Genomic DNA, 22,099 nt, shown 5'->3' with positions numbered 1-22,099 from the left:
CCGGTGCCTTAGGGTGAACGGGTGACCAGGATCATCGCGGGAGACGCCGGAGGACTGCGCCTCGCGGTTCCCTCGGCGGGCACGCGTCCCACGAGCGACCGCGTGCGCGAGTCGCTCTTCGGTGCGCTGGAGTCGGCTGATGCCGTGACCGGCGCGCGGACGCTGGACCTCTACGCGGGTTCGGGTGCGCTCGGACTCGAGGCTCTCAGCCGGGGGGCTGCCTCCGCCGACCTCGTCGAACTGTCCAAGGCCGCGGCAGGCATCGTCCGGCGCAACGCGGACGCGGTCTCGCGCGCTACGGGCAGGCCCGCCCGGGTGCACCATCTCGGCGTGCACGCGTTTCTGCTGCGTGCTTCCGGACCCTTCGACCTGGTGTTCTCCGACCCGCCCTACGACCTCGACGACGCGGCGATGACCGCTGACCTCCTTGCGCTCGCTCCTCTGCTGGCCGACGACGCCCTGGTCGTCATCGAACGCGCGAAGCGCTCCACGCCGCCGGATCTCGCCGCCGCCGGGCTCGAGCAGGTGCGTGCAAAGGTCTACGGCGACACGGCGCTGTGGTGGGCTCAGCCCGCGGTCGCGTCCCAGTCACGGTAGGGATCCCAGCCCGAGACGTCGACCGGAGCGCCGTCGCACAGGACGGCGGCGGAACCGCGCTCGCGCACGATCCCGATCTCTCGGAATCCCGGAGCCAGCCGGTCCGGGGGGAACGTCGCCAGCAGCGCGTGGTCCTCGCCTCCGGCCAGGGCGCGCCGAGGGGCCGCCCCCAGTCGGTCGCCGTGGAGTTCCAGCGTCACCTCCGAAGCGTCCGCCAACCGACCGGCGTCCAGCGCCAGCCCGTCCGAGACATCCATCAGGGCGGTCGCACCGGCTGTCGCGGCGGCGGCGCCCAGCCCGATCGGCGGGCGCGGGCGCAATTGCGCCGCCACGGCATCCGCTTCTCCCTCCGCGAGCAGCGCGGGGTCCACGGGGACGGGACGATCCCCGTCGCGGAAGCGTCCGAACAGTACAGCGAGACCGCGTGCGGCGTGGCCGACCTCGCCGGCGATGGCGACGACATCGCCGGGCCTGGCACCGGAGCGGGTGACCGGTGCGCGTCCTTCCAGATCGCCGAGCGCCGTGACGGCGATCGTCAGCACGTCCGACGTGGTCAGGTCCCCTCCCACGACCGCGCACCCGGGAGCGAGCGCGTCGCAGGCGTCTCGGACGCCGTCGGCGAGCCGCTCGACGAAGGACAGGCGCATGTCGCGGGGAACAGCCAGCGCGACGAGCAGCGCCGTGGGCCGCGCCCCCATCGCCGCGATGTCGGCGAGGTTCACGGCGGCGGCCTTCCATCCGAGGTCATGGCCGCTGGACCAGGCGAGGCGGAAGTCCGGCCCGTGCACGAGCGTGTCGGTGGTGGCGACGACGGAGCCGCTCGGCGCGGCGATGACGGCCGCGTCGTCGCCGGGCCCGAGCAGGGTGTGACTCGCGGGCGGCGTCCTGGTCAGGATCGCCTGCAGGATCCGCCCCTCGGAGAGCTCGGACAGGCGCGGATCATCGTCGGCTGAACGGGAGGGCATGCAGTCAAAGGTAGCCTGGAAGCATGCGTTCCCGTCTCGCCGCCGCCGCCGTTCTGCTGCTCGGAACGGCCCTGCTCGGCGGGTGCGCGAGCACCGTGCATCTCGAGCCCGCGCCCGCCGCCAACGACCCGCTCTGCGCCGAGGTGATCGTCAGCCTGCAGAACACGAACACGCTGGCGGGCCAGGACCGGCGCTGGACGGATGCCCAGGCGACCGCGGCCTGGGGCGCACCTTCCTCCGCCATCCTGCTGACCTGCGGCCTGGAGAAGCCTGCGCCGACCAGCGAGTTGCAGTGCGTGACGCTCGAGGGCGTGGACTGGCTGGTCGACGCCTCCGAGACGCCGATGGTGCGGCTCACGACCTACGGCCGCGAGCCCGCGGTGCAGATGTACATCGACACCGGCGTCGTGAGCTCCAACGACGTGATCAGCAACCGCGGCATCGTGGGTGCGGTCACCTCCATCCCCGCGGACGGCAAGTGCACCGCCCCGGATGAACTGCCCGAGGACTACGACCCGGATGCCGAGAGCTGACGCCCCTCAGTCGCGCAGCCCGGCTTCGATGAGCTCGGTGATGAGCTCGGTGTAGGTCAGCCCGGACGCGATCCAGCACTTCGGGAACATCGAGATCGGCGTGAAGCCGGGCATGGTGTTCAGCTCGTTCACCACGAGCTCCCCCGCCGGTGTCAGGAACATGTCGACGCGGGCGAGGCCGCGGCCGTCGACCGCCTCGAAGGCGCGGACGCCGACCTCCTGGATCGCGGCGGTCTCAGCATCCGTCAGGGTCGCCGGGCAGATGACGTCCACGCCGTCGCCGCCCAGGTACTTGCCCTCGAAGTCGTAGAAGCCGCGCGAGGTGAGGACGATCTCCCCCGGCACCGAGGCACGGGGACCGTCGGCGCGGTCGAGGATCGCGACCTCGATCTCGCGGCCGGAGACACCCGACTCGATGAGGACCTTGTCGTCCTCGGCGAAGGCAACCTCCAGCGCGGCATCGAGCTCGGAGGGATCGGACACCTTCGAGACTCCGACGCTGGAGCCGGCCCTGGCCGGCTTGACGAACAGCGGCAGGCCGAAGGCTGTGGCGGTGGCGCGCACGAGCTCGGTGTCCGCCGCCCAGTCGCGGCGACGGATCGTCATCCAGGGGGCGACCTGGATGCCCGCCGCCTGCAGCGCGATCTTCATGAAGTGCTTGTCCATGCACAGCGCGGAATCCAGCACGCCGCCTCCGGCGTACGGCACCTCCAGCGTGTCGAAGAACCCCTGGATCGTGCCGTCCTCGCCGTGCGGGCCGTGCAGGATCGGCAGCACCACGTCGATCTCGCCATGGCCCGTGATCGAGCCGTCCGGCGCCACGACGCGCAGCGTGCGGTCCCCTCCGGGCTCTGGCCAGAGGATCCGCGTGCCGTTGTCCGCCACCTCGGGCAGATGCGCCGCGTCCAGGGCGAACTTCTCCGGGTCGTCCGCTTCGAGGACGAACGCGCCCTCGCGGGTGATCCCGACCGGGATCACCTCGTACCGGTCACGATCGATCGCCTGCAGCACCCCGCCCGCCGTCGCGGAGCTGATCGAGTGCTCGCTGGAACGCCCGCCGAAGAGCACCACCACCGTCTGCTTTGCCATGATTGGTCCTCTCCCCCTGCGGGGTGTCGTCGTCTGTCGTCAGGTGCGGCGCGATGTCGCGCGGGTTCATGGTGCCGTCGAGCACCATCTTCACCTGCTGCACGATGGGCATGTCCACGTCGGCCTCGTGCGCGAGCTGCAGGATGGGCGCCACCGAGGCGAGCCCCTCGGCGGTCTGCTGCATCTGCGCGACCACGTCCTGGAATCCGTATCCCTGTCCGAGCAGCCGTCCGGCCGTGTTGTTGCGGCTCAGCGGCGACTGGCACGTGGCGATCAGGTCTCCGAGGCCGGCGAGTCCCTGCAGGGTCCCGGGCTGAGCGCCGTAGGCGACCGCGAAGTCCGTCATCTCCACGAGACCGCGGGTGATGATCGACGCCTTCGTGTTCTCGCCGTATCCGACGCCGTCCACGATCCCGATCGCCACGGCGATGAGGTTCTTCAGCACGCCGCCGAACTCGGTCCCGATCACGTCCGTGTTCACGAACGTGCGGAAGTAGGAGTTGCGCGCTGCCCTGGCCACCGTGTCGGCGGTGTCCTGACTGCGCGAGGAGATCACCGCTGCCGTGGGCTGCTCGCGGGCGATCTCGAGCGCCAGATTGGGTCCGGACGCCACTGCGATGCGCGCGGGATCGCAGTCGAGCTCGTGCTCGATGACCTGACTCATCCGCTGCCCGGTGCCTCGCTCGACGCCCTTCATCAGGCTGACGATCGGCGCGGGTCCCTCCGCGATCAGGGGGCGCAGCGTCTTGAGATTCTCGCGCAAGGTCTGGCTGGGCACCGAGAGGTAGATCTGCTCTGCGCCGTCGAGCGCAGCCGCGAGGTCGTGCGTCGCATCGATCGAGCGGGGCAGGTTGATCCCCGGCAGGTATCGCGAGTTGCGCTTCGCCTCCGCGATCTCCTGCGCGAGCTCGGGCCGGCGCGCCCACATCGTCACCCGGGCGCCGCCGTCGGCGAGGATCTTTCCGAAAGTCGTGCCCCAGCTTCCGGCGCCGACGACGACCACTCTGGGGCCCGTGGCGGGGATTCGTCTAGGAGTCAAGGCGTCCGGTCTCCTTCTGGCCGTGATCGGCCGGGTTCCACCGTTCGGCGGGAGCCTTCTCGTTGCGGATCTGCTCGAGCAGGGCGGTGATCGCGTCCATCAGACGGGCGGTGGCCTCGTTGAGCGCCGTGGCGTCGCCGGCGCGCCCCCTCAGATCGGACAGGTCGATCGGGTCGCCGATGATGATCCGGACGGGCTTGCGCGGCGGCCACAGCTTCAGGCCCTTCTCGTAACGACCCATGATGTCCTGCGTGCCCCACTGCGCCATCGGGATGAGCGGGATGTCGCCCGCCAGCGCCAGCCGGACCGCACCGGACTTGCCGCGCATCGGCCACAGGGCGGGATCGCGCGTCAGCGTCCCCTCCGGGTACACGATCACGCCCCGGCCGTGCTCCACGAGCTCGGTGGACTGTGCCATCGTCTGCTTCGCCGCCGACGCGGACGAGGCGCGCGCAACCGGGATCATGCCGGTCGCCCGCAGCGCCGCCCCGACGACCGGAACCCGGAACAGGCTCTCCTTCGCCATGAAGCGCGGCGCACGCCCCAGGCGCCACACCGCGGCCGCCACGATGAGCGGGTCGAACTCCGAGTAGTGGTTCGGGGCGAGCACGTAGGCGCCCTCGCGGGGCAGCTTCTCCCGCCCGATGAAGGTCATCTTCGACAGGTAGGACACCATCGGGATGACCACGATCGCGAGCAGCCAGAACAGACTCGGACGGGACTTCTCGGGTGACCGGGAGCCCATGTCGCTCACCGGACGACGTCGAAGTCGGCGCCCAGGGCGTCGAGCTTGGCCAGGAACTTCTCGTATCCGCGGCTGAGGATGTCGACGCCCGAGACCTGCGACTGGCCCTGAGCGGTCAGCGCTGCGATCACGTGGCTGTACCCGCCGCGCAGATCCGGAACGACGATGTCGGCGCCGTGCAGCGGCGTGGGGCCTGTGATGACGGCGGCCTGCTCGAGCTCACGACGCGGCACGCGGCGCGGTCCGTCCTGCAGACCGTGCGGGTGCACGACGATGTCGGCGCCCATCTTGACGAGAGCCTGCGTGAATCCGAACCGGTTCTCGTACACCGTCTCGTGGACGATCGAGCGCCCGTCGGCCTGCGTGAGAGCCACGATGAGCGGCTGCTGCCAGTCGGTCATGAAGCCCGGGTGCACGTCGGTCTCGACGATCACGGGCTGGAGATCTCCGCCTCGGCGGAACAGGATGCCGTCCTCCTGGATGTCGAACCAGCCGCCCGCCTTGCGGAAGACGTTGAGGAACGTGAGCATCTCCTGCTGCTTCGCTCCGCCGACGAAGATCTCGCCATCTGTCGCGAGTGCGGCGGACGCCCAGGAGGCTGCCTCGTTGCGGTCGAAGATCGAGCGGTGGTCGTAGCCGCGCAGGCTGTCGACGCCCTCGATGAGAATCACGCGGTTCGGCTCGTAGGAGATGATCGCGCCCATCTTCTGCAGCACGGCGATCAGGTCCATGATCTCGGGCTCGATCGCCGCGTTGCGCAGCTCCGTGGTCCCCTGGGCGCGGACGGCCGTCAGCAGCACCTGCTCGGTCGCCCCGACGCTCGGATACGGCAGGTGGATGCTGGCACCGTGCAGGCGCTGCGGGGCCGACAGGCGGATGCCGCTGGGCAGCTTCTCGACGATCGCACCGAACTTGCGCAGCGCGTCGAGGTGGAAGTCGATCGGGCGGTCGCCGATGCGGCAGCCGCCGAGGTCGGGGATGAACGCCTGGCCGAGCCGGTGCAGCAGCGGGCCGCAGAACAGGATCGGGATGCGGGATGCGCCGGCGTGCGCGTCGATCTCCTCCATGTGGGCGGATTCGACGCCGCTGGGGTCGAAGACGAGGGAGCCTGGCTCATCGCCCTCCTCCACCCGGACGCCGTGGACCTCGAGGAGCGAGCGCACCACGGCGACGTCGCTGAGGTCGGGCACGTCGCGCAGCGTGCTGGAGGTCTCGCCGAGGAGAGTGGCGACCATCGCCTTGGTGGCGAGGTTCTTCGCGCCCTTCACATCGACGCGTCCCCGCAGCGGGTGCCCTCCGCGGATGGCGATGACATCCCCGCTCAACGAGGGAAGGCCGTCCTGGAGTACGTCGCGCAGGGGTGTCGTCATTCGGGGCCTCACTTCACTTCCACGGATCACGGCGTCAGCCGCCGGGGCGGATGCCCCAGGCTCACGGTCCCCGCTCAGCGAACGGGAAGGGTCCGTGGCCGCCACGATTCGCGGCGGGCCTCGAACTGCGCGATCTTGTCTTCATTGCGCAGCGTGAGCCCGATGTCATCGAGCCCTTCGAGGAGCCGCCATCTAGTGTAATCGTCCACCCCGATGGTGGCCTGGAAGCGACCGATCGTGGCGGTGCGCGCCTCGAGATCGACCGTGATGGAGCGGCCGGGCTCCTCGTCGATCAGCGTCCAGATCGTCTCCAGGTCCTGCTCGGAGATCGTGGCGGCGAGCAGTCCCTGCTTGCCGGAATTGCCGCGGAAGATGTCGGCGAACCGCGGGCTCAGCACCACCTTGAAGCCGTAGTCGCGCAGCGCCCAGACGGCGTGCTCGCGGCTGGATCCGGTTCCGAAGTCGGGTCCGGCGACGAGGACGGATGCCCCCTGGAACGCGTCCCGGTTGAGCACGAAGTCCGGATCCTGGCGCCACGCGTGGAACAGCGCATCGTCGAATCCGGTCTTGGTGACCCTTTTGAGGAAGACCGCGGGGATGATCTGGTCGGTGTCGACGTTCGATCGCTTCAGCGGGGCTGCGACGCCGGTGTGCGTGGTGAACTTCTCCATGGCTCAGACTCCCGCCATCTCTTCGATCGGTGCGAGATCGCTCGGGCTGGACAGCGTGCCGCGCACCGCGGTCGCCGCCGCGACGAGCGGCGAGACGAGGTGCGTCCGTCCGCCCTTGCCCTGCCGGCCCTCGAAGTTGCGGTTCGAGGTGGAGGCGCAGCGCTCGCCCGGTGCGAGCTGATCCGGGTTCATGCCCAGGCACATCGAGCATCCCGCGAAGCGCCACTCCGCACCGAAGTCGGTGAAGATCCTGTCCAGGCCCTCGGCCTCGGCCTCCAGGCGCACGCGAGCGGAGCCGGGGACGACCATGACGCGCACGCCGTCGGCCTTCTTCCGCCCCTTCACGATCGACGCGAAGGCCCTCAGGTCCTCGATCCGGCTGTTCGTGCAGGAGCCCATGAACACGGCGTCCACCGGGACGTCCTTGAGCGGAGTGCCCGGCGTCAGGTCCATGTACTCCAGCGCGCGCTCCGCCGCGGCGCGCTCGTTCGGGTCCGAGATCTGCGCCGGGTCGGGAACGGATGCCGACAGCGAACTGCCCTGCCCGGGGTTGGTGCCCCAGGTGACGAAGGGCTCGAGTTCATCGGCGTCGATGAACACCTCGGCGTCGAACACCGCCCCCTCGTCGGTGGGCAGCGTCCGCCAGTAGGCGACGGCATCCTCCCAGTCCTGCCCTTGAGGCGCGTGCGGCTTGTCCTTGACGTAGGCGAAGGTGGTCTCGTCGGGTGCGACCATGCCGGCCCGGGCACCGGCTTCGATCGACATGTTGCAGATCGTCATGCGCCCTTCCATGGAGAGCGCGCGGATCGCACTGCCTCGGAACTCCAGGACGTAGCCCTGGCCGCCGCCGGTGCCGATCTTCGCGATCACTGCGAGGATGATGTCCTTGGCGCTGACGCCGGGCTTCAGCTCGCCCTCGACCGTGATGGCCATGGTCTTGAAGGGCTTCAGAGGCAGCGTCTGCGTCGCCATGACGTGCTCGACCTCACTGGTGCCGATGCCGAAGGCCATGGCGCCGAACGCACCGTGCGTCGACGTGTGCGAGTCGCCGCACACGACCGTGATCCCGGGCATCGTCAGGCCGAGCTGCGGACCGACGACGTGCACGATCCCCTGCTCGGCATCACCCAGCGAGTGGATGCGCACGCCGAACTCCTCGGCGTTGCGGCGCAGGGTGTCGATCTGGGTTCGACTGGTGAGGTCCGCGATCGGCTTGTCGATGTCGAGGGTCGGGGTGTTGTGATCCTCGGTCGCGATCGTGAGGTCGAGCCGGCGCAGCGGACGGCCCTCGGTGCGCAGGCCGTCGAACGCCTGGGGGCTGGTGACCTCGTGCACCAGGTGCAGGTCGATGTAGATGAGGTCGGGTTCGCCGTTCTCGCCTCTCACGACGAGATGGTCGTGCCACACCTTCTCGGCGAGGGTGCGCGGGCGGGCGGGAATGTCGGTCGGGTCGATGGTCATGCGTCTTTCGTCTCCTGGAATCGCAGGGCGGCCCACGCGGGACTCCGCGACGAGAAAGGCCTAGATCGAGGTCTCGTCGCGGCTGCTAAGAAGGAGAACCACCCGCCGCATGCCGGTCAGTTTACACCGCTGCGACGGGTGGTCCTCGCCATCATGACCACGGTCAGTGGGTCGGCGGCTCCGGGTGCAGCTCCTGCGGAGCGCGACGCTTGTCCTTCGCCGAGGCGATGAGGCTGGCGATCGTGGCGACGCCCATCGAGACGAGGATGACGGTGAGCGACAGCCAGATCGGGATGTCCGGCGCCCACTCGATGTGCTGTCCGCCGTTGATGAACGGCAGCTCGTTGACGTGCATCGCGTGCAGGATGAGCTTCACGCCGATGAAGCCGAGAATGACGGCGATGCCGTAGTGGAGGTAGCGCAGGCGGTCCAGCAGATCGCCGAGCAGGAAGTACAGCTGACGCAGGCCCATGAGCGCGAAGATGTTCGCGGTGAAGACCAGGAAGCTGTTGTGCGTGATGCTGAAGATCGCGGGGATCGAGTCGATCGCGAACATCAGGTCGGTGACCCCGATCGCGACGAACACCATGATCATCGGCGTCCACATGCGCTTGCCGTCGACGACCGTGCGGAGCTTGCCCTCGTCGTACTCGTCGCTGATGTCGATCCGGCGGCGCAGCATCCGGACGATGAAGTTCTCGCGCTTGGCCTCGCCCTCATGGTCGCCCTCGGGCATGGCCTGACGGATCGCCGTCCAGATGAGGAAGGCGCCGAAGATGTAGAAGATCGGCGAGAAGTTCTCGATGATCGCGACGCCCAGCAGGATGAAGATGCCGCGCAGCACGAGCGCGATGATGATGCCGACCATCAGCACCTGCTGCTGCAGACGCCGCGGCACGGCGAACTGCGCCATGATCAGCACGAACACGAACAGGTTGTCGATCGACAGGCTGTACTCGAGCGCCCAGCCGGTGAGGAACTCGCCGGCGTACTGGCCTCCGGCGATGAAGTAGAGAAGACCCGCGAAGACCAGGGCGAGGCCGACGTAGAAGGCCACCCACAGGGAGGACTCCTTGGTCGAGGGGATGTGCGGCCGCAGGCGCACGAGAAGCAGGTCGCCGATGAGGATGAGGGTGAGGACCACCAGCGAGGTGACTTCGAACCAGACGGGGATTACCAAGGGCGCACGGCACCTTTCGAGAGGGGACGGGAAAGAACCGAAAGTCTCTCCCACGCACCGAGTGCGCCGCACCCCCGGAGCAACGCTGTCGGTGCTCGTGATGACGAGGGCGCGAGGACGGGATACTCCCTCTCGCAGGTATTCATCGTAGCGGAGGTTCCCGGGCCCGATCGGCCATGATGGAATAGTCGCCGTGACTTCTCAGATCGACACCTCTGCCGACCCGCTCGAGACCACACCCCGCAACGGCTGGGCGCGTGCGATCGCCTCCCTGATCTTCGTCAGCCGGTGGCTGCAGGCGCCCCTGTATCTGGGCCTGATCATCGCTCAGGTCGTGTACGTCGTCGTCTTCATGGTCGAGCTGTGGCACCTCATCGTCGATGACGTGTTCGGCGACATCACCCATATCAACGAAGCAACCATCATGCTGAGCGTGCTCGGGCTCATCGACGTGGTCATGATCGCGAACCTGCTCATCATGGTGATCATCGGCGGGTACGAGACCTTCGTGTCACGGATCAACACGGAGGGTCACCCGGACCAGCCGGAGTGGCTCTCGCACGTCAACGCGAACGTGCTCAAGGTCAAGCTCGCAATGGCGATCATCGGGATCTCGTCGATCCACCTGCTCAAGACCTTCATCGCTGTCGGGAACATGGATGCGGACGGCGTCAAGGAGAGCGAGGTGGACGGACTGGGCAACTACACCCCCACCGGCGTCCTCTGGCAGGTCGTGATCCACATGGTGTTCATCATCTCCGCCCTCGCGCTGGCGTTGATCGACCGGATGTCTCAGAAGACGGCCATCGCGGCGCATCACGAGGCCACTCACTGATCACGCGTCGATTCTGAGACGATGAGGCATCCTCCGACACTTCCCGGGTGAGAGACACCGAACGGAGGCAGGATGCCGGAACGATCGGAAGACCAGGAACGGGCGGCCAGGGCCGCGGCGGGTGATGAGAGCGCCTTCCGCGCGATCTACCGTGCGCACGTCCGGCCGGTCTACTGGATCGCGCACGGCATCCTCGGCTCGGCCGCGGATGCGGAGGACGTGACGCAGGAGACGTTCGTCGTCGCCTGGCGGAAGCTGCCGAAGCTGGAGCTCGCGGGCGACTCGCTGCTGCCGTGGCTGGCGACCATCTGCCGGTTCCAGGCGGCGAACCGTCTGCGGCGCCGGATCCGCGACCGTGAGAACACGACGGATGCTGCGGACGAGGCGATCCCGGCCACGGTGAGCGTCGAGGAGCAGGTCATTTCGGCCGAGCTCGCCGCCCGCATCACGGCCGAGATCGGAACGCTCGGCGAACTGGACCGCGAGATCTTCCGGCTGTGCGCCTCCGAGGGCTACGCCTACCAGGCAGCGGCCGACGAGCTCGGCGTCAGCCACGCCGTCGTCCGCAATCGTCTCTCCCGTGTGCGCACGCAATTGCGCGGCACCGTCCAGGAAGTGAGAGACGCATGAACGAGCAGAGCACTGCTCTCCCCGAGCTGTCCGATGAGGCCGTGGCCCGCATCGAGGACGCCGTGTTCGACCGCATCGCAGACGAGCCGGCGAGAGTTCTCCCGTCGTCGGCCGTGCGCGGCAGGCGCCGGCGGCGCTTGCTGACCGGCGCCGGCATCGCGGCGGCGTTCGCCCTCGGCATCCTTGTCACTCCCCCGATCCTGAACTCGGTCACCGCCACGTCGATCGTCGGGCTGTCGAGCTCGGATGAGGGCGGCGCTGCGCCGGAGATCGCCGCCGTGCCGGAGAGCGCCGGACAGTCGGATGGCGTCGCCCAGGAGAACGCGGCCGGGGCCGACACGGCCGTCGCCGAGACGGATCGCGAGATCATCGCCACCGCGAACGCGAGCGTCGAGGTCGAGGACGTGTCCGATGCCGTGAGCGAGATCGGCGACCTCGCCGATCAGCACGGCGGATACGTCGAGAGCACGAGCGTCTCGCGCAACACGTCGACGACGGACACGAGCCTGCCCGTCCAGCCTGCTCCGGGATACGGCTGGATCAGCATCCGCGTCCCGTCCGCCGAGCTCACAGCCGTCATCGCGGAACTGGGCGATACGGGCCAGGTGCTGTCGTCGTCGATCACCAAGCAGGACGTCACCTCGACGGCCATCGATCTTCGCGCACGGGTCGACGCCCTCGAGGCGTCCGTCGCCCGGCTCACCGAGCTGATGTCCCAGTCCGGCTCGGTCTCGGAGCTGATCGAGGCCGAGGTCGCGCTGACCGATCGGCAAGCGGAGCTGGAGTCCTACCAGCAGCAGTTGACGGCGCTCGAGGATCAGGTGGCCATGTCGTCGCTGCAGATCGAGCTCGTGCCCGAGGCGACCACGACGAAGGCCGATCCGGCCGGATTCTCGGACGGCCTGCTCGCCGGCTGGAACGGACTGATCGTCTCGCTCAACGCTCTGGTGATCGCCATCGGCTTCCTGCTGCCCTGGCTCGCGGTCGCCGCAGTCGTGCTCCTGATCGTCTGGCTGATCCGACGGTCGCGCCGGCGGCGGCGAGCGGGTCTTGACTCCTCAGAAGCCTGATTTTCCGGGATATACAAGAAGTCTTGTGAGAATGGGTCTCCGCGCTTAGCGTTGCCTGCGTGGAACCGATCTCCGTCATCACCGCCGTGCACCATCCGCTGCGCCGGCGCATCATCGATCACCTCGTGCTGCACGACGCGACCCAGGTGGGAACGCTCGCGCATGCACTGGACGCGCAGGTGGGCAGCATCAGCCATCATCTGCGGATGCTGCAGAAGGCCGGCGTCGTCGAACAGGCCGACGACCCGACCGGGGACCGGCGAACGAGCTGGTGGCGCCTCGCCCGGCGCAAGTTCAGCTGGTCCGAGGCGGACTTCTCCTCCCCCGCCGACGCCCTGCTCGCGCGGGAGGCGCAACGGGCCAACGTCCGCCATCAGCTCGAGCTGCTGCAGCGCTGGCATCGTGTCTCGCGCGACAGCGAGATCGAGGGATTCGCGACCGACACGCTGAGCTGGGCGACGCCCGATGAGCTGCGCGACCTCGGACAGCGCCTGAACGCTCTGCTGGATGAGTGGCGCGCCGACATCGACCGCTCGGACGGACAGGACCGGCTTCCGGTGTTCTTCTTCGCCCACGGCTTCCCGACGGAGGTGTGACGTGACCACGACGGCCGAACCCCGGATGCTGCACCGGCCCCCCGCCTTCTCGCGGGACCGCATGGTGCAGGCGTGGCTGCTGGTGAAAGCTCTCTCCGATGCCGGGGATGCGATCTTCACGATCGCCTTCGCCTGGACGGCGGTGCAGATCGCCTCCCCGGCGATCGCGGGACTCGTGATCGCCGCCGGCACGCTCCCCCGCGCGATCGTGCTGCTGATCGGGGGTGCCTATGCCGATCGCGGCGACGCCCGGCGTCTCATGATCGTCTTCAATGCGATCCGCGTCGGCGTCCTCGTGACCGTCGCGATCTGGTGCCTCGCGACGCCACCGACCGTGGCGCTGCTGCTCATCGCCAGCATCGCCTTCGGACTCTGCGACGCGTTCTTCGAGCCGGCCGCCGGGACGATGCCCCGTCAGCTCGTCGCCCCATCCGACCTGCCCGCGTATTCGGCGTTGAGCCAGACGCTGTCCCGTCTCGGCACGATGGCGGGCTCCGCGGCCGGAGGCTTCCTCGTCGCCCTGTTCGGCATCGTCGGCAGCGCCGGCGTGAACACGCTGACCTACACGGTCGTGATCGTGTTCATCGTGCTCTGGCTGCGACCGCGATTCTCGCTTCCTCGCGCCTCGTCCGAGCAGAGCGTCCTGCGCGGCGTCGCGGACGGATTCCGGCACCTGCGGACCGAGCGCGCCACTCGCACCCTCGTCATCGCGCTGTCGGGACTGAACCTCGCCGTCGGGCCCGCGATCTCGATCGGCATCCCGCTGCAGGCCACGCAACGCGGCTGGGGGGCCGGAGCCGTCGGCATCTTCGAGGCTCTCGTCGGCGGCGGGGCGATGATCGGCGCGCTGATCGTCGTCCGGTGGCGGCCGCGGCACGAGGCCCGCGGCGCCTTCCTCGCTCTGATCGTGCAGGGTGCGGGCATCGTGGCGCTCGGTATCGGATCGCCGTTCGTCGTCGGCGCGGGGAGCTTCGTGATCGGCGTCACCGCGGGCTTCGCCTCGGCCCTGCTCGGCGCGACGTTCGCGGCGACCGCTGCTCCCGACTTCCTGGGGAGACTCGGATCGATCCTGAGACTCGGCGACGACTGCCTGATGCCGGTGGCCATGGCGGCATTCGGCGCGATCGCGGGACTGCTGCCGCTGTGGGTGCCGTTCGCGCTCTACGGCGGGGCCATGGCGCTGCTGATGACCGTGCCGCTCAGCAACCGCGCGTTCCGGACGATGTCGTTGCGCCGCGAGGACGCCGAGACTTCGGATGCCGAATCCGAGGACGCGCAGCCGGTGAATCCCTGATCGGATGCGGAGACGCGAAAACCCCCGGACGAACCGGGGGTTTTCTGTGTTGCGGTGACCCCAGCGGGATTCGAACCCGCGTTACCGCCGTGAGAGGGCGGCGTACTAGGCCGCTATACGATGGGGCCGTCTTGCGGAGCGTTTCCGTCCCGCGACAACCGTTCAAGTATGCCACGGGCATTCGAGCTCCGCCAAATCGAGGCCGCAGCCTGCCGCATCCCGGGCGTGGCGCGCGCGTACGGGGTTTGCCGACACCGTCGGATGGGAGTTGACTCTTCACATGCGCGTCACGAAGTACGAACATGCCACACTCCGCATCGACGAGGCCGGGGACACCCTCGTCATCGACCCCGGCAGCTTCACCACTCCGCTGGACGACCTCAGCGGCACCGTGGCGGTCGTCATCACCCACGAGCATCCGGATCATTGGACGCCCGAGCAGCTGGACCGGATCCTGCGCGAGGCGCCGGGGACTCCGGTGTTCGCGCCGGCAGGGGTGGCCGCAGCCGCGCCTGACCACGAGATCACCGTCGTCTCCCCCGGCGACACCGTGACCGCCGGGCACTTCACCCTCCGGTTCTTCGGCGGCGAGCACGCCGTGATCCACGCCTCGCTGCCCGCGATCCAGAACGTCGGCGTCCTGGTGAACGAGGAGCTCTACTATCCGGGCGACTCCTACGCCGTTCCCGACGGCGTCGCGGTGGACACGCTCGCCGCCCCGCTGGGGGCGCCTTGGCTGAAGATCGGAGAGGCGATGGACTTCGTCCTCGCCGTCGCACCACGGCGGGCGTTCGGCGTGCACGACATGACGCTGTCCGTGATCGGACGCGACATGCACCGCGGCCGGCTGGAATGGGCGACGGCGCAGAACGGCGGCGAGTTCTTCCGGCTGGATCCCGGCGATTCGCTCGACCTCTGAGGATGGCCGACTCGCCCGCCGCCGAGCGCTCCCTCGGCGAGGACCAAGTGCGCACCCTTCTGCTCTCCGCCGCGCCCGAACTCGCCGCTCGACCGCTCGTCCTGGTCGCCGAGGGGTGGGACAACGCCATCTGGCGCCTGGGCGACGATCTCGCCGTGCGCATCCCCCGACGCGAGCTCGCCGTCTCGCTCATCCTCCACGAGCAACGGGTCCTGCCCGTCATCGCCCGTCGGCTGGCCGCACTCGGAATCCGCACCCCGGTGCCCCTCGTCGCCGGGACCCCCGGTGATGCCTTCCCCTGGCCGTGGTCCGTCGTCCCGTGGATCGAGGGGACAGCCGCGATGAGCCGGCCTCGCGCACACAACGGTCGGTGGGCACCGCAGCTCGCCACGGCACTCGTCGCGCTGCACCGCCCGGCCGGCGAAGACGCGCCGCAGAATCCGTTCCGCGGCGTGCCCCTGTCCGCGCGCGACGGGGCCATCCGTCCGCGGCTCGAACAGTTCGCCGATCTGCCCGCGTTGCGCGAAGCGTGGGATGCCGGACTCGCCGCGCCCGCCGCCGCAGAGCGCGTCTGGATCCACGGCGACCTGCATCCCGGGAACATCCTCGTGGACGACGGGGACCTCGCCGCGCTCATCGACTTCGGGGACGTCACCGCGGGCGACCCCGCCTACGATCTCGCTTCGGCCTGGCTGGTGTTCGATCGGGACGGCCGTCGGAGGTTTCAGGAGGCGACCGACGGGCGGTACGACCAGGCGACCTGGACGCGCGCGCGAGCGTGGGCGGCTTTCCTGGCTCTGGTCTTCCTCACGCTCAGCGACGACCGCCCCGATCATCGGGCGATCGGGGAGGAGACCGTCGCCGAACTCAGCGCGGACTGACTACGACTGCGACGACCGCACCCGGAGATCCCGCGCCAGATGATCGCGCTGCTCGATCAGGAGCCGGCGCAGCGCGCCGGGGGCGTCCTCGTTCTCCGCCAGCCAGGCGTCGACGAGTGCGATCGAGTCGGACACCGGGAACATCCCCGTCACGAGCCGCTTCGCGATCTCGATGCTCCGTTCGGCCCACGCCGGGCGGATCCGGGTGAAGTAGTCCGGATCGTGATGAGCGGTCAGGTCGCGGCGCCCACCGGCGCGGAATCCTCCGATCGTCGCGTCGAGATGGTCATTGGACAGACCGGCATCGGTCCAGGCCGACTGCCAGGCGGCATCCCGCACCGACCGATCGGGTTGGGCGGCCAGCGCCCTCATCGCCGCCGTCCGGCCGTCGGCGGTGTCGTCGCGCTGCCGCTCCGCCTCGATCTCGGAAGGCATGATGCTTCCCGTGGTCGCCAGCGCGGTCACGAACTGCCACCGCAGCTCCGGGTCGACGGGGAGCCCGATCGGGCCTTCTCCCGCGAGGATCCTGCGCACCTCTGCTGCCGCACCCGCGTCATAGGCGGAGGCTGTGGCGAACGCCCTCGCCCACGACAGCTGGGAGTCACTGGCCGGTTCGGCGGCATACAGCGCCTGCTGCGCCGCGGACAGCCAGGCGGAGCGCTCTCCGGCCTGCGCCGCCTCGGGGACGTAGTGGCTGAGCGTGTATGCGGCGTTGCCGAGCACCCCCGCCAGCAGAGAGATGTTCCTCTCGGCGGCGGCGTGGGCGCGCACGATCTCCAGGTAGCGGGCGGCAGGAAGCTCCCCGTCCCGCGTCGCGTTCCACAGCGCCGACCAGACGAGACCTCGCGCCAGCGCATCCTCCAGGCTCGACAGCGCCGCCGTCACGGTCACCAGTGAGCGCTCGTCCAGCCGCGCCTTGGCGTACGTGAGGTCGTCGTCATTGAGCAGCACGAGATCCGCGTCGCCGAAGCCCACCGGCGTGCGCTCGTCGGCGATGTCGAGCTCCACCTTCTCGCGCAGCGCGAGACGCCCGTCCACGAGGTCGTACAGCCCGACGCGCAGACGATGCGGTCGAGTCGCGCTCTGCACCAGCATCCGCTCGCCTCGGGCATCCGTCTCCAGCCAGAGCGTCGACACACCGGTCGTCTCGAGCCAGGCGCGCGACCAGGCGCGCACATCGCGGCCGGACACCTCCTCGAGCTGCGCGAGAAGGTCCTCGAGGGTCGTATTGCCGAACGCGTGCGCGGCGAAGTAGCGCCGCGCACCTTCGAAGAACGCCTCCTCGCCGACGAAGGCGACGAGCTGCTTGAGCACGGATGCGCCCTTGGCATAGGTGATGCCGTCGAAGTTGAGCTTGGCCGCCTCGAGGTCGGGGATGTCAGCGACGATCGGATGCGTGGTCGGCAGCTGATCCTGCTGATACGCCCAGGCCTTGCGGCGGTTCGCGAAGGTCACCCACGCGTCCGTGAACCGGGTCGCGGCCGCCGAGGCGTGCGAGCCCATGTAGTCGGCGAAGGACTCCTTCAACCACAGGTCGTCCCACCACCGCATCGTGACGAGGTCGCCGAACCACATGTGCGCCATCTCGTGCAGGATCGTGTTCGCGCGCCCTGCGCGCTGGGCGTCCGTCGCCGCGCCACGCGGGATGTACGCCTCGGTGAAGGTCACCAGTCCGGGGTTCTCCATGGCGCCGAGGTTGTACTCGGGGACGAAGATCTGGTCGTACTTGCCCCACGGGTAGGGAGAGTCGAACGCCTCGGTGAAGAAGTCCAGCCCCTGTCGCGTGACGGTGAGGATCTCATCGGCCTCGAGGTGCTCCGCGAGGGAGGCGCGGCAGAGGACGCCGAGATCGACGACCTGCTCACCTCGCCGCCACGTCCCCTCGACCCGATGGTAGGGCCCTGCCGCGACAGCGGTGATGTAACTGGAGATCGGCAAGGTGGGTGCGAATTCGACGGTCTGCGCGGAGCCGTCCTCGATCGACGACACGGCGGACTGGTTGGAGAGCACCTGCCATCCGGCCGGTGCCTGCACCACGAATGTGTATTCCGCCTTCATGTCCGGCTGCTCGAAGCACGCCATGACGCGCCGGGAGTCGGCGGGCTCGTACTGCGTGTACAGGTACGTCGCGCCGTCGACCGGATCCACGAACCGATGCAGCCCCTCGCCGGACCGACTGTAGGCCCCGCGAGCCCGCACGACGACCGTGTTGGATGCCGCGAGGCCGGTGATCCGGATGCGCGCGCCGTCGTAGTCCACCTCCTGCGCCGCTCCGTTCACGACGACCTCGTCGACGGACTCGCCGATGAAGTCGATCCAGGTCTGCGTCGTCGTGGCGCCGAACTCCAGCGTCGTGGTCGTCCCGAAGCCGCTCCTGCCGGCATCCTGCGCCTCCCGCAGATCGAGGTCGACTCGGATGCTTCGCACGGTGACGGACGCGGATCGCCCGGCGGTCTCCTGGCGGGTCAGGTTCGCTGAGGTCATGCGTCCATCGTTTCACGACCGTGACCGGCGCTCGGGCGCACCACGGCCCGGGATGGGCTAGGCTGGGCCGACACCTTCACGATGGCGGCCGGGCTCTCCGACCGTGCATCAGCCCGAATGCCGCGCTGCGGCAGGGTGGCCGCTTTCCTCCGAATCCTCCGCCTCACCCCCTCACCATCCCCGGCATCGTCGCCGCCGCATTCGAGGGGCGCACAGACTGCACTGTCGAATCGTTCGCCAGTGCACGACGGGCCGAACATCGGCCCACGAACACAAAGGAAACACGCAGCATGGCCACTGGCACTGTCAAATGGTTCAACTCCGACAAGGGCTACGGCTTCATCGCTCCCGATGACGGTTCCGCCGACCTCTTCGCGCACTTCAGCGCGATCCAGGGCTCCGGGCACCGCAACCTCGAGGAAGCGCAGAAGGTCGAGTTCGACACGGAGCAGGGCCCCAAGGGTCCCCAGGCGACGAACATCCGCCCCCTCTGATCTGAACCCGATGGGCCCGGTCGCATCGCGCGGCCGGGCCCATCGGCGTCTCGGCGTACGAGGGGGTCCGGCGGTGCGCACGGAGCCCCGGCGCGCGACGGAGGGCTCGTCGAGCGAGGTCGGGAGCGGCATCCCCGCCTGACCAGCACGCGCCGTTCGGGATCGTTCGAAGTCGTGATCGGTATGGCGGACGGTCACGTAGCTTCGACAAGGAAGCGGGGCGACGACCCCGGCAGACGAACGACAGGAAACCCATGACCTCACGTGCAGAGATCGCCGCCAAGCTCGACGACTTCGCCTTCCAGAAGGTGAACTTCGGCGGATTCCTCATGAACAAGCGGGCCAAGGAATCGCACGCCCTGTGGACCGGCAGTTCCGACAAGGGCGTCACCGAGCTCGCCCTCGTGGCGACGCGCGACTACGGGGACGACAACGTCTACGATGTCGCGGCGTTCACGCTCGACGGCACCGTGCCGGAGGACGTGCTCGCCGAGCTCCGTCCTCGCGCCGAGGCACTCGCTGACTCGGCCAACCTGCGCGAGCACGGCTACGTCTACTCGAACCTCGAGCCGTGGGATGGCGGCGGGAAGATCTGGATCTCGAAGAAGCCGCAGTTCCGTGCTCTCAGCCGCCCCGAACAGGGCGTCTACGTCATCCCGATCCAGCGATTGAGCGGCCTCGGCGAACCCCGTTGGCTCGCCTGGGTTCGCGAGGCGGGGCAGCTGTACATCGCCATCGTCTACAAGCCCTGACCGATGTCGCTGATACACGCCTACGAACGCGCGCAGTCGACACCGCTTCGGCAGCGGTGGGCCGTGATCGTCACGGGGACGGCGGTGGCGTATCTCGCTGTCGCCGCTGCCGTGATGTTCTACCTCCTGCCCGTCGGCTTCGCCCTGGGGGGCGCGGAGCTGCTGCTGGCGCAGGTGGTCGTCGCGTTCGTCGGCGCCGCCGCCGTCGCGTACGTCGCGACGGCGGTGCGCCGCGGCATCCGTCAGCGGGCGCTGCTGTGGTCATTGGCCGACGATGCAGGCTGGGCGTACGTCGCCGACGTGAGCGATCGGATCTGGGGAGGTTCGATCGACGAGCAGATCGACCGCTCGGCCCGCACCACTATGGACTATCTGGATGCCTCGTCCCCCGTGCCCTTCGACACGGCGCGGCGGGTGTTCAGCGTCGGCGACGGCGAGGGAGCGAGCGTGCACACCACCCAGATGGTGCGCATCCCGCTGACCGCCGAGGCGCCTCGGATCGTGCTGCGTTCGCGGAACGCACGGGGTGCTCTGAGCGCGTTGCCGCGCGTCCCGCGCGGCCGGCACGAGCTCACCCTCGAGGGCGGCTTCAGCGACGTGTTCGCCGTGTCGGTCCCGACCGGTTACGAGGTCGACGCGCTCTATCTGCTCACACCCGACCTCATGGCGATCCTGCTCGATCACGCCGCCGACTGCGATCTGGAGATCGTGGACGGCACGCTGCACGTGTACCTGGATCCGGTCGATCTGACCGACCCGGCACAGTTGCGGGCCTTCCTGACGGTCGTCGGCGTACTGCACGACCGTTTCGGCCGCCGCACGGCCCTGTATCGCGACGAGGCCGCCCCTGTGGTGGATGCCGGGGCTCACCGCACCGCGGGCGACTCGCTGTCCGCGGCGGCGCGATCGCTCGACACGCGGGCACGCCTCGGCCCGGTCGTCGCGGCGGTGCTCGCACCACTGGTCCCGCTGCTGCTCGGACTCGGCTGGGTCTGGCTCACCGATTAGGCGCTGTCAAGGCTCTCGGCGCGACGCCCGGAGATCCGTAGCGTGTTCGTCATCGAAGGAGGTGGCCGATGACCGACACCCAGCGCCACGAGGACGATGACGAGCGGATCGCGGCCGTGCCGCCGGGCGGCGAGGGCGCCGACAGCGGGGCGGTCGACGCGGTCGAGGTCGACGATGACGAGCAGGGCGAAGTCCCCGACATCTCGCCCCAGAACGACATCCCCGGGGTCGGGAGCAGGCGCGCCGAGCACGGAGACGGATCCGGCCGCTGAGTCACCCGCCCCGCAGATCCTGCGCCAGCATGACGAGGATGCCGCTGGGTCCCCGGAGATACGTGAGCCGGTAGACGCCTTCGTAGTCCGCGACGCCGCGCAGCGGATGACAACCGTGGCGCGCGGCGATCTCGAGAGACGCATCCAGGTCGTCCACCGCGAAGGCGACGCGGTGCATGCCGATCTCGTTCGGACGCGTGGGCTCGGTCTCGATCGCCTCCGGGTGGATGTACTCGAACAGTTCGAGCCGCCCGCTGCCGTCCGGAGTCTGCAGCATCGCGATCGAGGCATGGTTGCCGTCGAGTCCGACAGCGGTGTCCGCCCACTCTCCGCTGACCGTGTCCCGGCCGAGGACCGTGAGACCGAGGTCGGTGAAGAAGGCGATCGCTGCCTCGATGTCGCGGACCGCGATGCCGACGTTCTCCAGTCTGATGCTCATGCGCGCGATGCTACGCCTGCGCCGACGGGATCTGAAAGCACGAAATCCCCGCCGAAACGGGGATCCTCACTGTGCTGGGGTACCTGGACTCGAACCAAGAACAACTGAACCAGAATCAGCCGTGTTGCCAATTACACCATACCCCAAGGGCGAAACCGGAGCCTCGCACCGAGGTTCAAGCTTACCCGACGCCGAGACAGGTTCCAAATGGAGCCGATCCGCCGCGCGTGGCGCGGTCACATCTGCACGACGTTCCCGGACTGCTCCGCCCTGATCCATCCGTCGAGGTCGAACCCCTGGTCCCTGGCGGCCTGCAGGAACTCCTCCTCGACGCTCTGCTCTACAGCCGGGCGGCGGGACAGGAACCACAGGTACTTCCGATCCGGGGTGCCGACGAGGGCGTGGCGGTAGTCCTCGTCCAGCCGCAGGATCCAGTAGTCCGCACGGGTGAACGGGATCCACCGCAGGGCGTCCGGGAGGAACGACACCCGCAGCCTTCCCGGATGCTCCCCGTCCGGAACCGCCTCGCCGACCGCCTGAGTCGGCTCGCCCTTCGCGTCGAGGCAGCGGTTGTCGACACGCACCGTGCCGTCGTCGTTCAGCGAGTACTCCGCGGTCACGTCGCTGGCCTCGTCATCCTCGAACCGCAACGGCAACCGGCCGATCTCGTACCAGAGTCCGAGATACCGGCCCAGCTCGACGGTCGCCACCGAGCGGACTTCTTCAGCCATGGTCATCTCCTCCTTCGGACGGGAGGATCAGGCTACGACGAGGC

At 69.0% G+C, this 22,099-nt stretch carries 24 protein-coding genes and 2 tRNA genes; 13 read left to right on the top strand and 13 right to left on the bottom strand.

Features of this window, described 5'->3' with window-relative positions; translation table 11 throughout:
• Window positions 1–21: 21 nt before the first annotated feature.
• On the top strand, window positions 22–597 hold the full coding sequence (gene rsmD / locus KYX17_RS03370; RefSeq protein WP_243225328.1) for a 16S rRNA (guanine(966)-N(2))-methyltransferase RsmD: 576 nt from the start codon (window positions 22–24) through the stop codon (window positions 595–597).
• Here the strand turns inward: rsmD and thiL are convergent.
• Complete coding sequence (gene thiL / locus KYX17_RS03365) at window positions 567–1,562, bottom strand: thiamine-phosphate kinase (RefSeq protein ID WP_243225325.1); 996 nt, start codon at window positions 1,560–1,562, stop codon at window positions 567–569. The two genes, rsmD and thiL, sit on opposite strands and share 31 nt — an antisense overlap.
• 23 nt (window positions 1,563–1,585) lie before the next feature.
• Between thiL and KYX17_RS03360 the strand changes: the two genes are divergently transcribed.
• Window positions 1,586–2,095 carry a DUF3515 family protein gene (locus KYX17_RS03360; RefSeq protein WP_243225322.1) on the top strand — a complete coding sequence of 170 codons (510 nt, stop codon included), beginning with the start codon at window positions 1,586–1,588 and terminating at the stop codon, window positions 2,093–2,095.
• A 6-nt stretch (window positions 2,096–2,101) separates the two neighbouring features.
• Here KYX17_RS03360 and KYX17_RS03355 read toward each other — a convergent pair whose 3' ends face one another.
• The 7 genes from KYX17_RS03355 to KYX17_RS03325 form a co-directional block, all read right to left on the bottom strand.
• Window positions 2,102–3,184 (bottom strand): D-alanine--D-alanine ligase family protein, encoded by a 1,083-nt coding sequence (locus tag KYX17_RS03355; RefSeq protein WP_243225318.1) that lies wholly within the window; start codon window positions 3,182–3,184, stop codon window positions 2,102–2,104.
• Window positions 3,084–4,223: an NAD(P)H-dependent glycerol-3-phosphate dehydrogenase gene (locus tag KYX17_RS03350; RefSeq protein WP_243225314.1), complete on the bottom strand. Its 1,140-nt coding sequence runs from the start codon at window positions 4,221–4,223 to the stop codon at window positions 3,084–3,086. The genes KYX17_RS03355 and KYX17_RS03350 overlap by 101 nt, the downstream gene beginning before the upstream one ends.
• Window positions 4,213–4,968 carry a 1-acyl-sn-glycerol-3-phosphate acyltransferase gene (locus tag KYX17_RS03345; protein ID WP_243226165.1) on the bottom strand — a complete coding sequence of 252 codons (756 nt, stop codon included), beginning with the start codon at window positions 4,966–4,968 and terminating at the stop codon, window positions 4,213–4,215. Before KYX17_RS03345 ends, KYX17_RS03350 begins: the two co-directional genes overlap by 11 nt.
• Window positions 4,969–4,973: 5 nt before the next feature.
• Complete coding sequence (murA, locus tag KYX17_RS03340; RefSeq protein ID WP_243225312.1) at window positions 4,974–6,338, bottom strand: UDP-N-acetylglucosamine 1-carboxyvinyltransferase; 1,365 nt, start codon at window positions 6,336–6,338, stop codon at window positions 4,974–4,976.
• Between the two features lie 74 nt (window positions 6,339–6,412).
• Window positions 6,413–7,009 carry a 3-isopropylmalate dehydratase small subunit gene (gene leuD / locus KYX17_RS03335; RefSeq protein ID WP_243225303.1) on the bottom strand — a complete coding sequence of 199 codons (597 nt, stop codon included), beginning with the start codon at window positions 7,007–7,009 and terminating at the stop codon, window positions 6,413–6,415.
• Between the two features lie 3 nt (window positions 7,010–7,012).
• The gene (leuC, locus tag KYX17_RS03330) at window positions 7,013–8,470 is read right to left on the bottom strand and encodes a 3-isopropylmalate dehydratase large subunit (protein WP_243225281.1); all 1,458 of its coding nucleotides are present in this window, start codon (window positions 8,468–8,470) and stop codon (window positions 7,013–7,015) included.
• 163 nt (window positions 8,471–8,633) lie between these two features.
• A complete protein-coding gene (locus tag KYX17_RS03325) occupies window positions 8,634–9,650 on the bottom strand; it encodes a TerC family protein (RefSeq protein ID WP_243225266.1) in 1,017 nt (338 codons plus the stop codon).
• Between the two features lie 193 nt (window positions 9,651–9,843).
• Between KYX17_RS03325 and KYX17_RS03320 the strand changes: the two genes are divergently transcribed.
• The 5 genes from KYX17_RS03320 (at window position 9,844) to KYX17_RS03300 (ending at window position 14,075) form a co-directional block, all read left to right on the top strand.
• Entirely contained in the window at window positions 9,844–10,485 is a 642-nt protein-coding gene (locus tag KYX17_RS03320; RefSeq protein ID WP_243225264.1) for a TIGR00645 family protein, read from the top strand.
• Between the two features lie 72 nt (window positions 10,486–10,557).
• Complete coding sequence (locus KYX17_RS03315; protein ID WP_243225262.1) at window positions 10,558–11,115, top strand: RNA polymerase sigma factor; 558 nt, start codon at window positions 10,558–10,560, stop codon at window positions 11,113–11,115.
• Window positions 11,112–12,185, top strand: a complete 1,074-nt coding sequence (locus KYX17_RS03310) for a DUF4349 domain-containing protein (RefSeq protein WP_243225260.1) — start codon at window positions 11,112–11,114, stop codon at window positions 12,183–12,185. The genes KYX17_RS03315 and KYX17_RS03310 overlap by 4 nt, the downstream gene beginning before the upstream one ends.
• A 59-nt stretch (window positions 12,186–12,244) precedes the next feature.
• Complete coding sequence (locus KYX17_RS03305; protein ID WP_243225258.1) at window positions 12,245–12,781, top strand: winged helix-turn-helix domain-containing protein; 537 nt, start codon at window positions 12,245–12,247, stop codon at window positions 12,779–12,781.
• A gap of 1 nt (window position 12,782) precedes the next feature.
• Window positions 12,783–14,075 (top strand): MFS transporter, encoded by a 1,293-nt coding sequence (locus KYX17_RS03300; RefSeq protein ID WP_243225255.1) that lies wholly within the window; start codon window positions 12,783–12,785, stop codon window positions 14,073–14,075.
• A 55-nt stretch (window positions 14,076–14,130) separates the two neighbouring features.
• On the opposite strand, the gene KYX17_RS03295 is transcribed toward KYX17_RS03300, so the two are convergent.
• Window positions 14,131–14,203: transfer RNA gene (locus KYX17_RS03295), tRNA-Glu, on the bottom strand.
• Window positions 14,204–14,355: 152 nt separating this feature from the next.
• Between KYX17_RS03295 and KYX17_RS03290 the strand changes: the two genes are divergently transcribed.
• The gene (locus KYX17_RS03290; protein WP_243225252.1) at window positions 14,356–14,994 is read left to right on the top strand and encodes an MBL fold metallo-hydrolase; all 639 of its coding nucleotides are present in this window, start codon (window positions 14,356–14,358) and stop codon (window positions 14,992–14,994) included.
• Between the two features lie 2 nt (window positions 14,995–14,996).
• On the top strand, window positions 14,997–15,875 hold the full coding sequence (locus KYX17_RS03285) for an aminoglycoside phosphotransferase family protein (RefSeq protein WP_243225250.1): 879 nt from the start codon (window positions 14,997–14,999) through the stop codon (window positions 15,873–15,875).
• On the opposite strand, the gene pepN is transcribed toward KYX17_RS03285, so the two are convergent.
• Window positions 15,876–18,359, bottom strand: coding sequence for an aminopeptidase N (gene pepN, locus KYX17_RS03280; RefSeq protein WP_243225247.1), 2,484 nt, complete (start codon window positions 18,357–18,359; stop codon window positions 15,876–15,878). It abuts the gene before it with no gap.
• 290 nt (window positions 18,360–18,649) lie between these two features.
• Between pepN and KYX17_RS03275 the strand changes: the two genes are divergently transcribed.
• The 4 genes from KYX17_RS03275 to KYX17_RS03260 all read left to right on the top strand — a co-directional run bounded on the left by KYX17_RS03275 (window position 18,650) and on the right by KYX17_RS03260 (window position 20,885).
• Window positions 18,650–18,853 (top strand): cold-shock protein, encoded by a 204-nt coding sequence (locus KYX17_RS03275; protein ID WP_120228863.1) that lies wholly within the window; start codon window positions 18,650–18,652, stop codon window positions 18,851–18,853.
• 254 nt (window positions 18,854–19,107) lie between these two features.
• Window positions 19,108–19,605 (top strand): hypothetical protein, encoded by a 498-nt coding sequence (locus KYX17_RS03270; protein WP_243225229.1) that lies wholly within the window; start codon window positions 19,108–19,110, stop codon window positions 19,603–19,605.
• A 3-nt stretch (window positions 19,606–19,608) separates the two neighbouring features.
• Entirely contained in the window at window positions 19,609–20,613 is a 1,005-nt protein-coding gene (locus KYX17_RS03265; RefSeq protein WP_243225227.1) for a hypothetical protein, read from the top strand.
• A 68-nt stretch (window positions 20,614–20,681) separates the two neighbouring features.
• The gene (locus KYX17_RS03260) at window positions 20,682–20,885 is read left to right on the top strand and encodes a hypothetical protein (protein WP_243225226.1); all 204 of its coding nucleotides are present in this window, start codon (window positions 20,682–20,684) and stop codon (window positions 20,883–20,885) included.
• 1 nt (window position 20,886) lies between these two features.
• On the opposite strand, the gene KYX17_RS03255 is transcribed toward KYX17_RS03260, so the two are convergent.
• From KYX17_RS03255 to KYX17_RS03245, 3 genes are all read right to left on the bottom strand, one after another.
• Window positions 20,887–21,324, bottom strand: coding sequence for a VOC family protein (locus tag KYX17_RS03255; protein ID WP_243225224.1), 438 nt, complete (start codon window positions 21,322–21,324; stop codon window positions 20,887–20,889).
• 74 nt (window positions 21,325–21,398) lie between these two features.
• Window positions 21,399–21,470: transfer RNA gene (locus tag KYX17_RS03250), tRNA-Gln, on the bottom strand.
• Window positions 21,471–21,560: 90 nt separating this feature from the next.
• Window positions 21,561–22,055 (bottom strand): lipocalin family protein, encoded by a 495-nt coding sequence (locus KYX17_RS03245; RefSeq protein ID WP_243225222.1) that lies wholly within the window; start codon window positions 22,053–22,055, stop codon window positions 21,561–21,563.
• Between the last annotated feature and the right edge of the window lie 44 nt (window positions 22,056–22,099).

The sequence above is a fragment of the Microbacterium sp. CIAB417 genome (genome assembly GCF_022788845.1).
The sequence above is the reverse complement of the archived record's forward strand: the minus strand, read 5'-3'. Positions and strand labels throughout refer to the sequence as shown.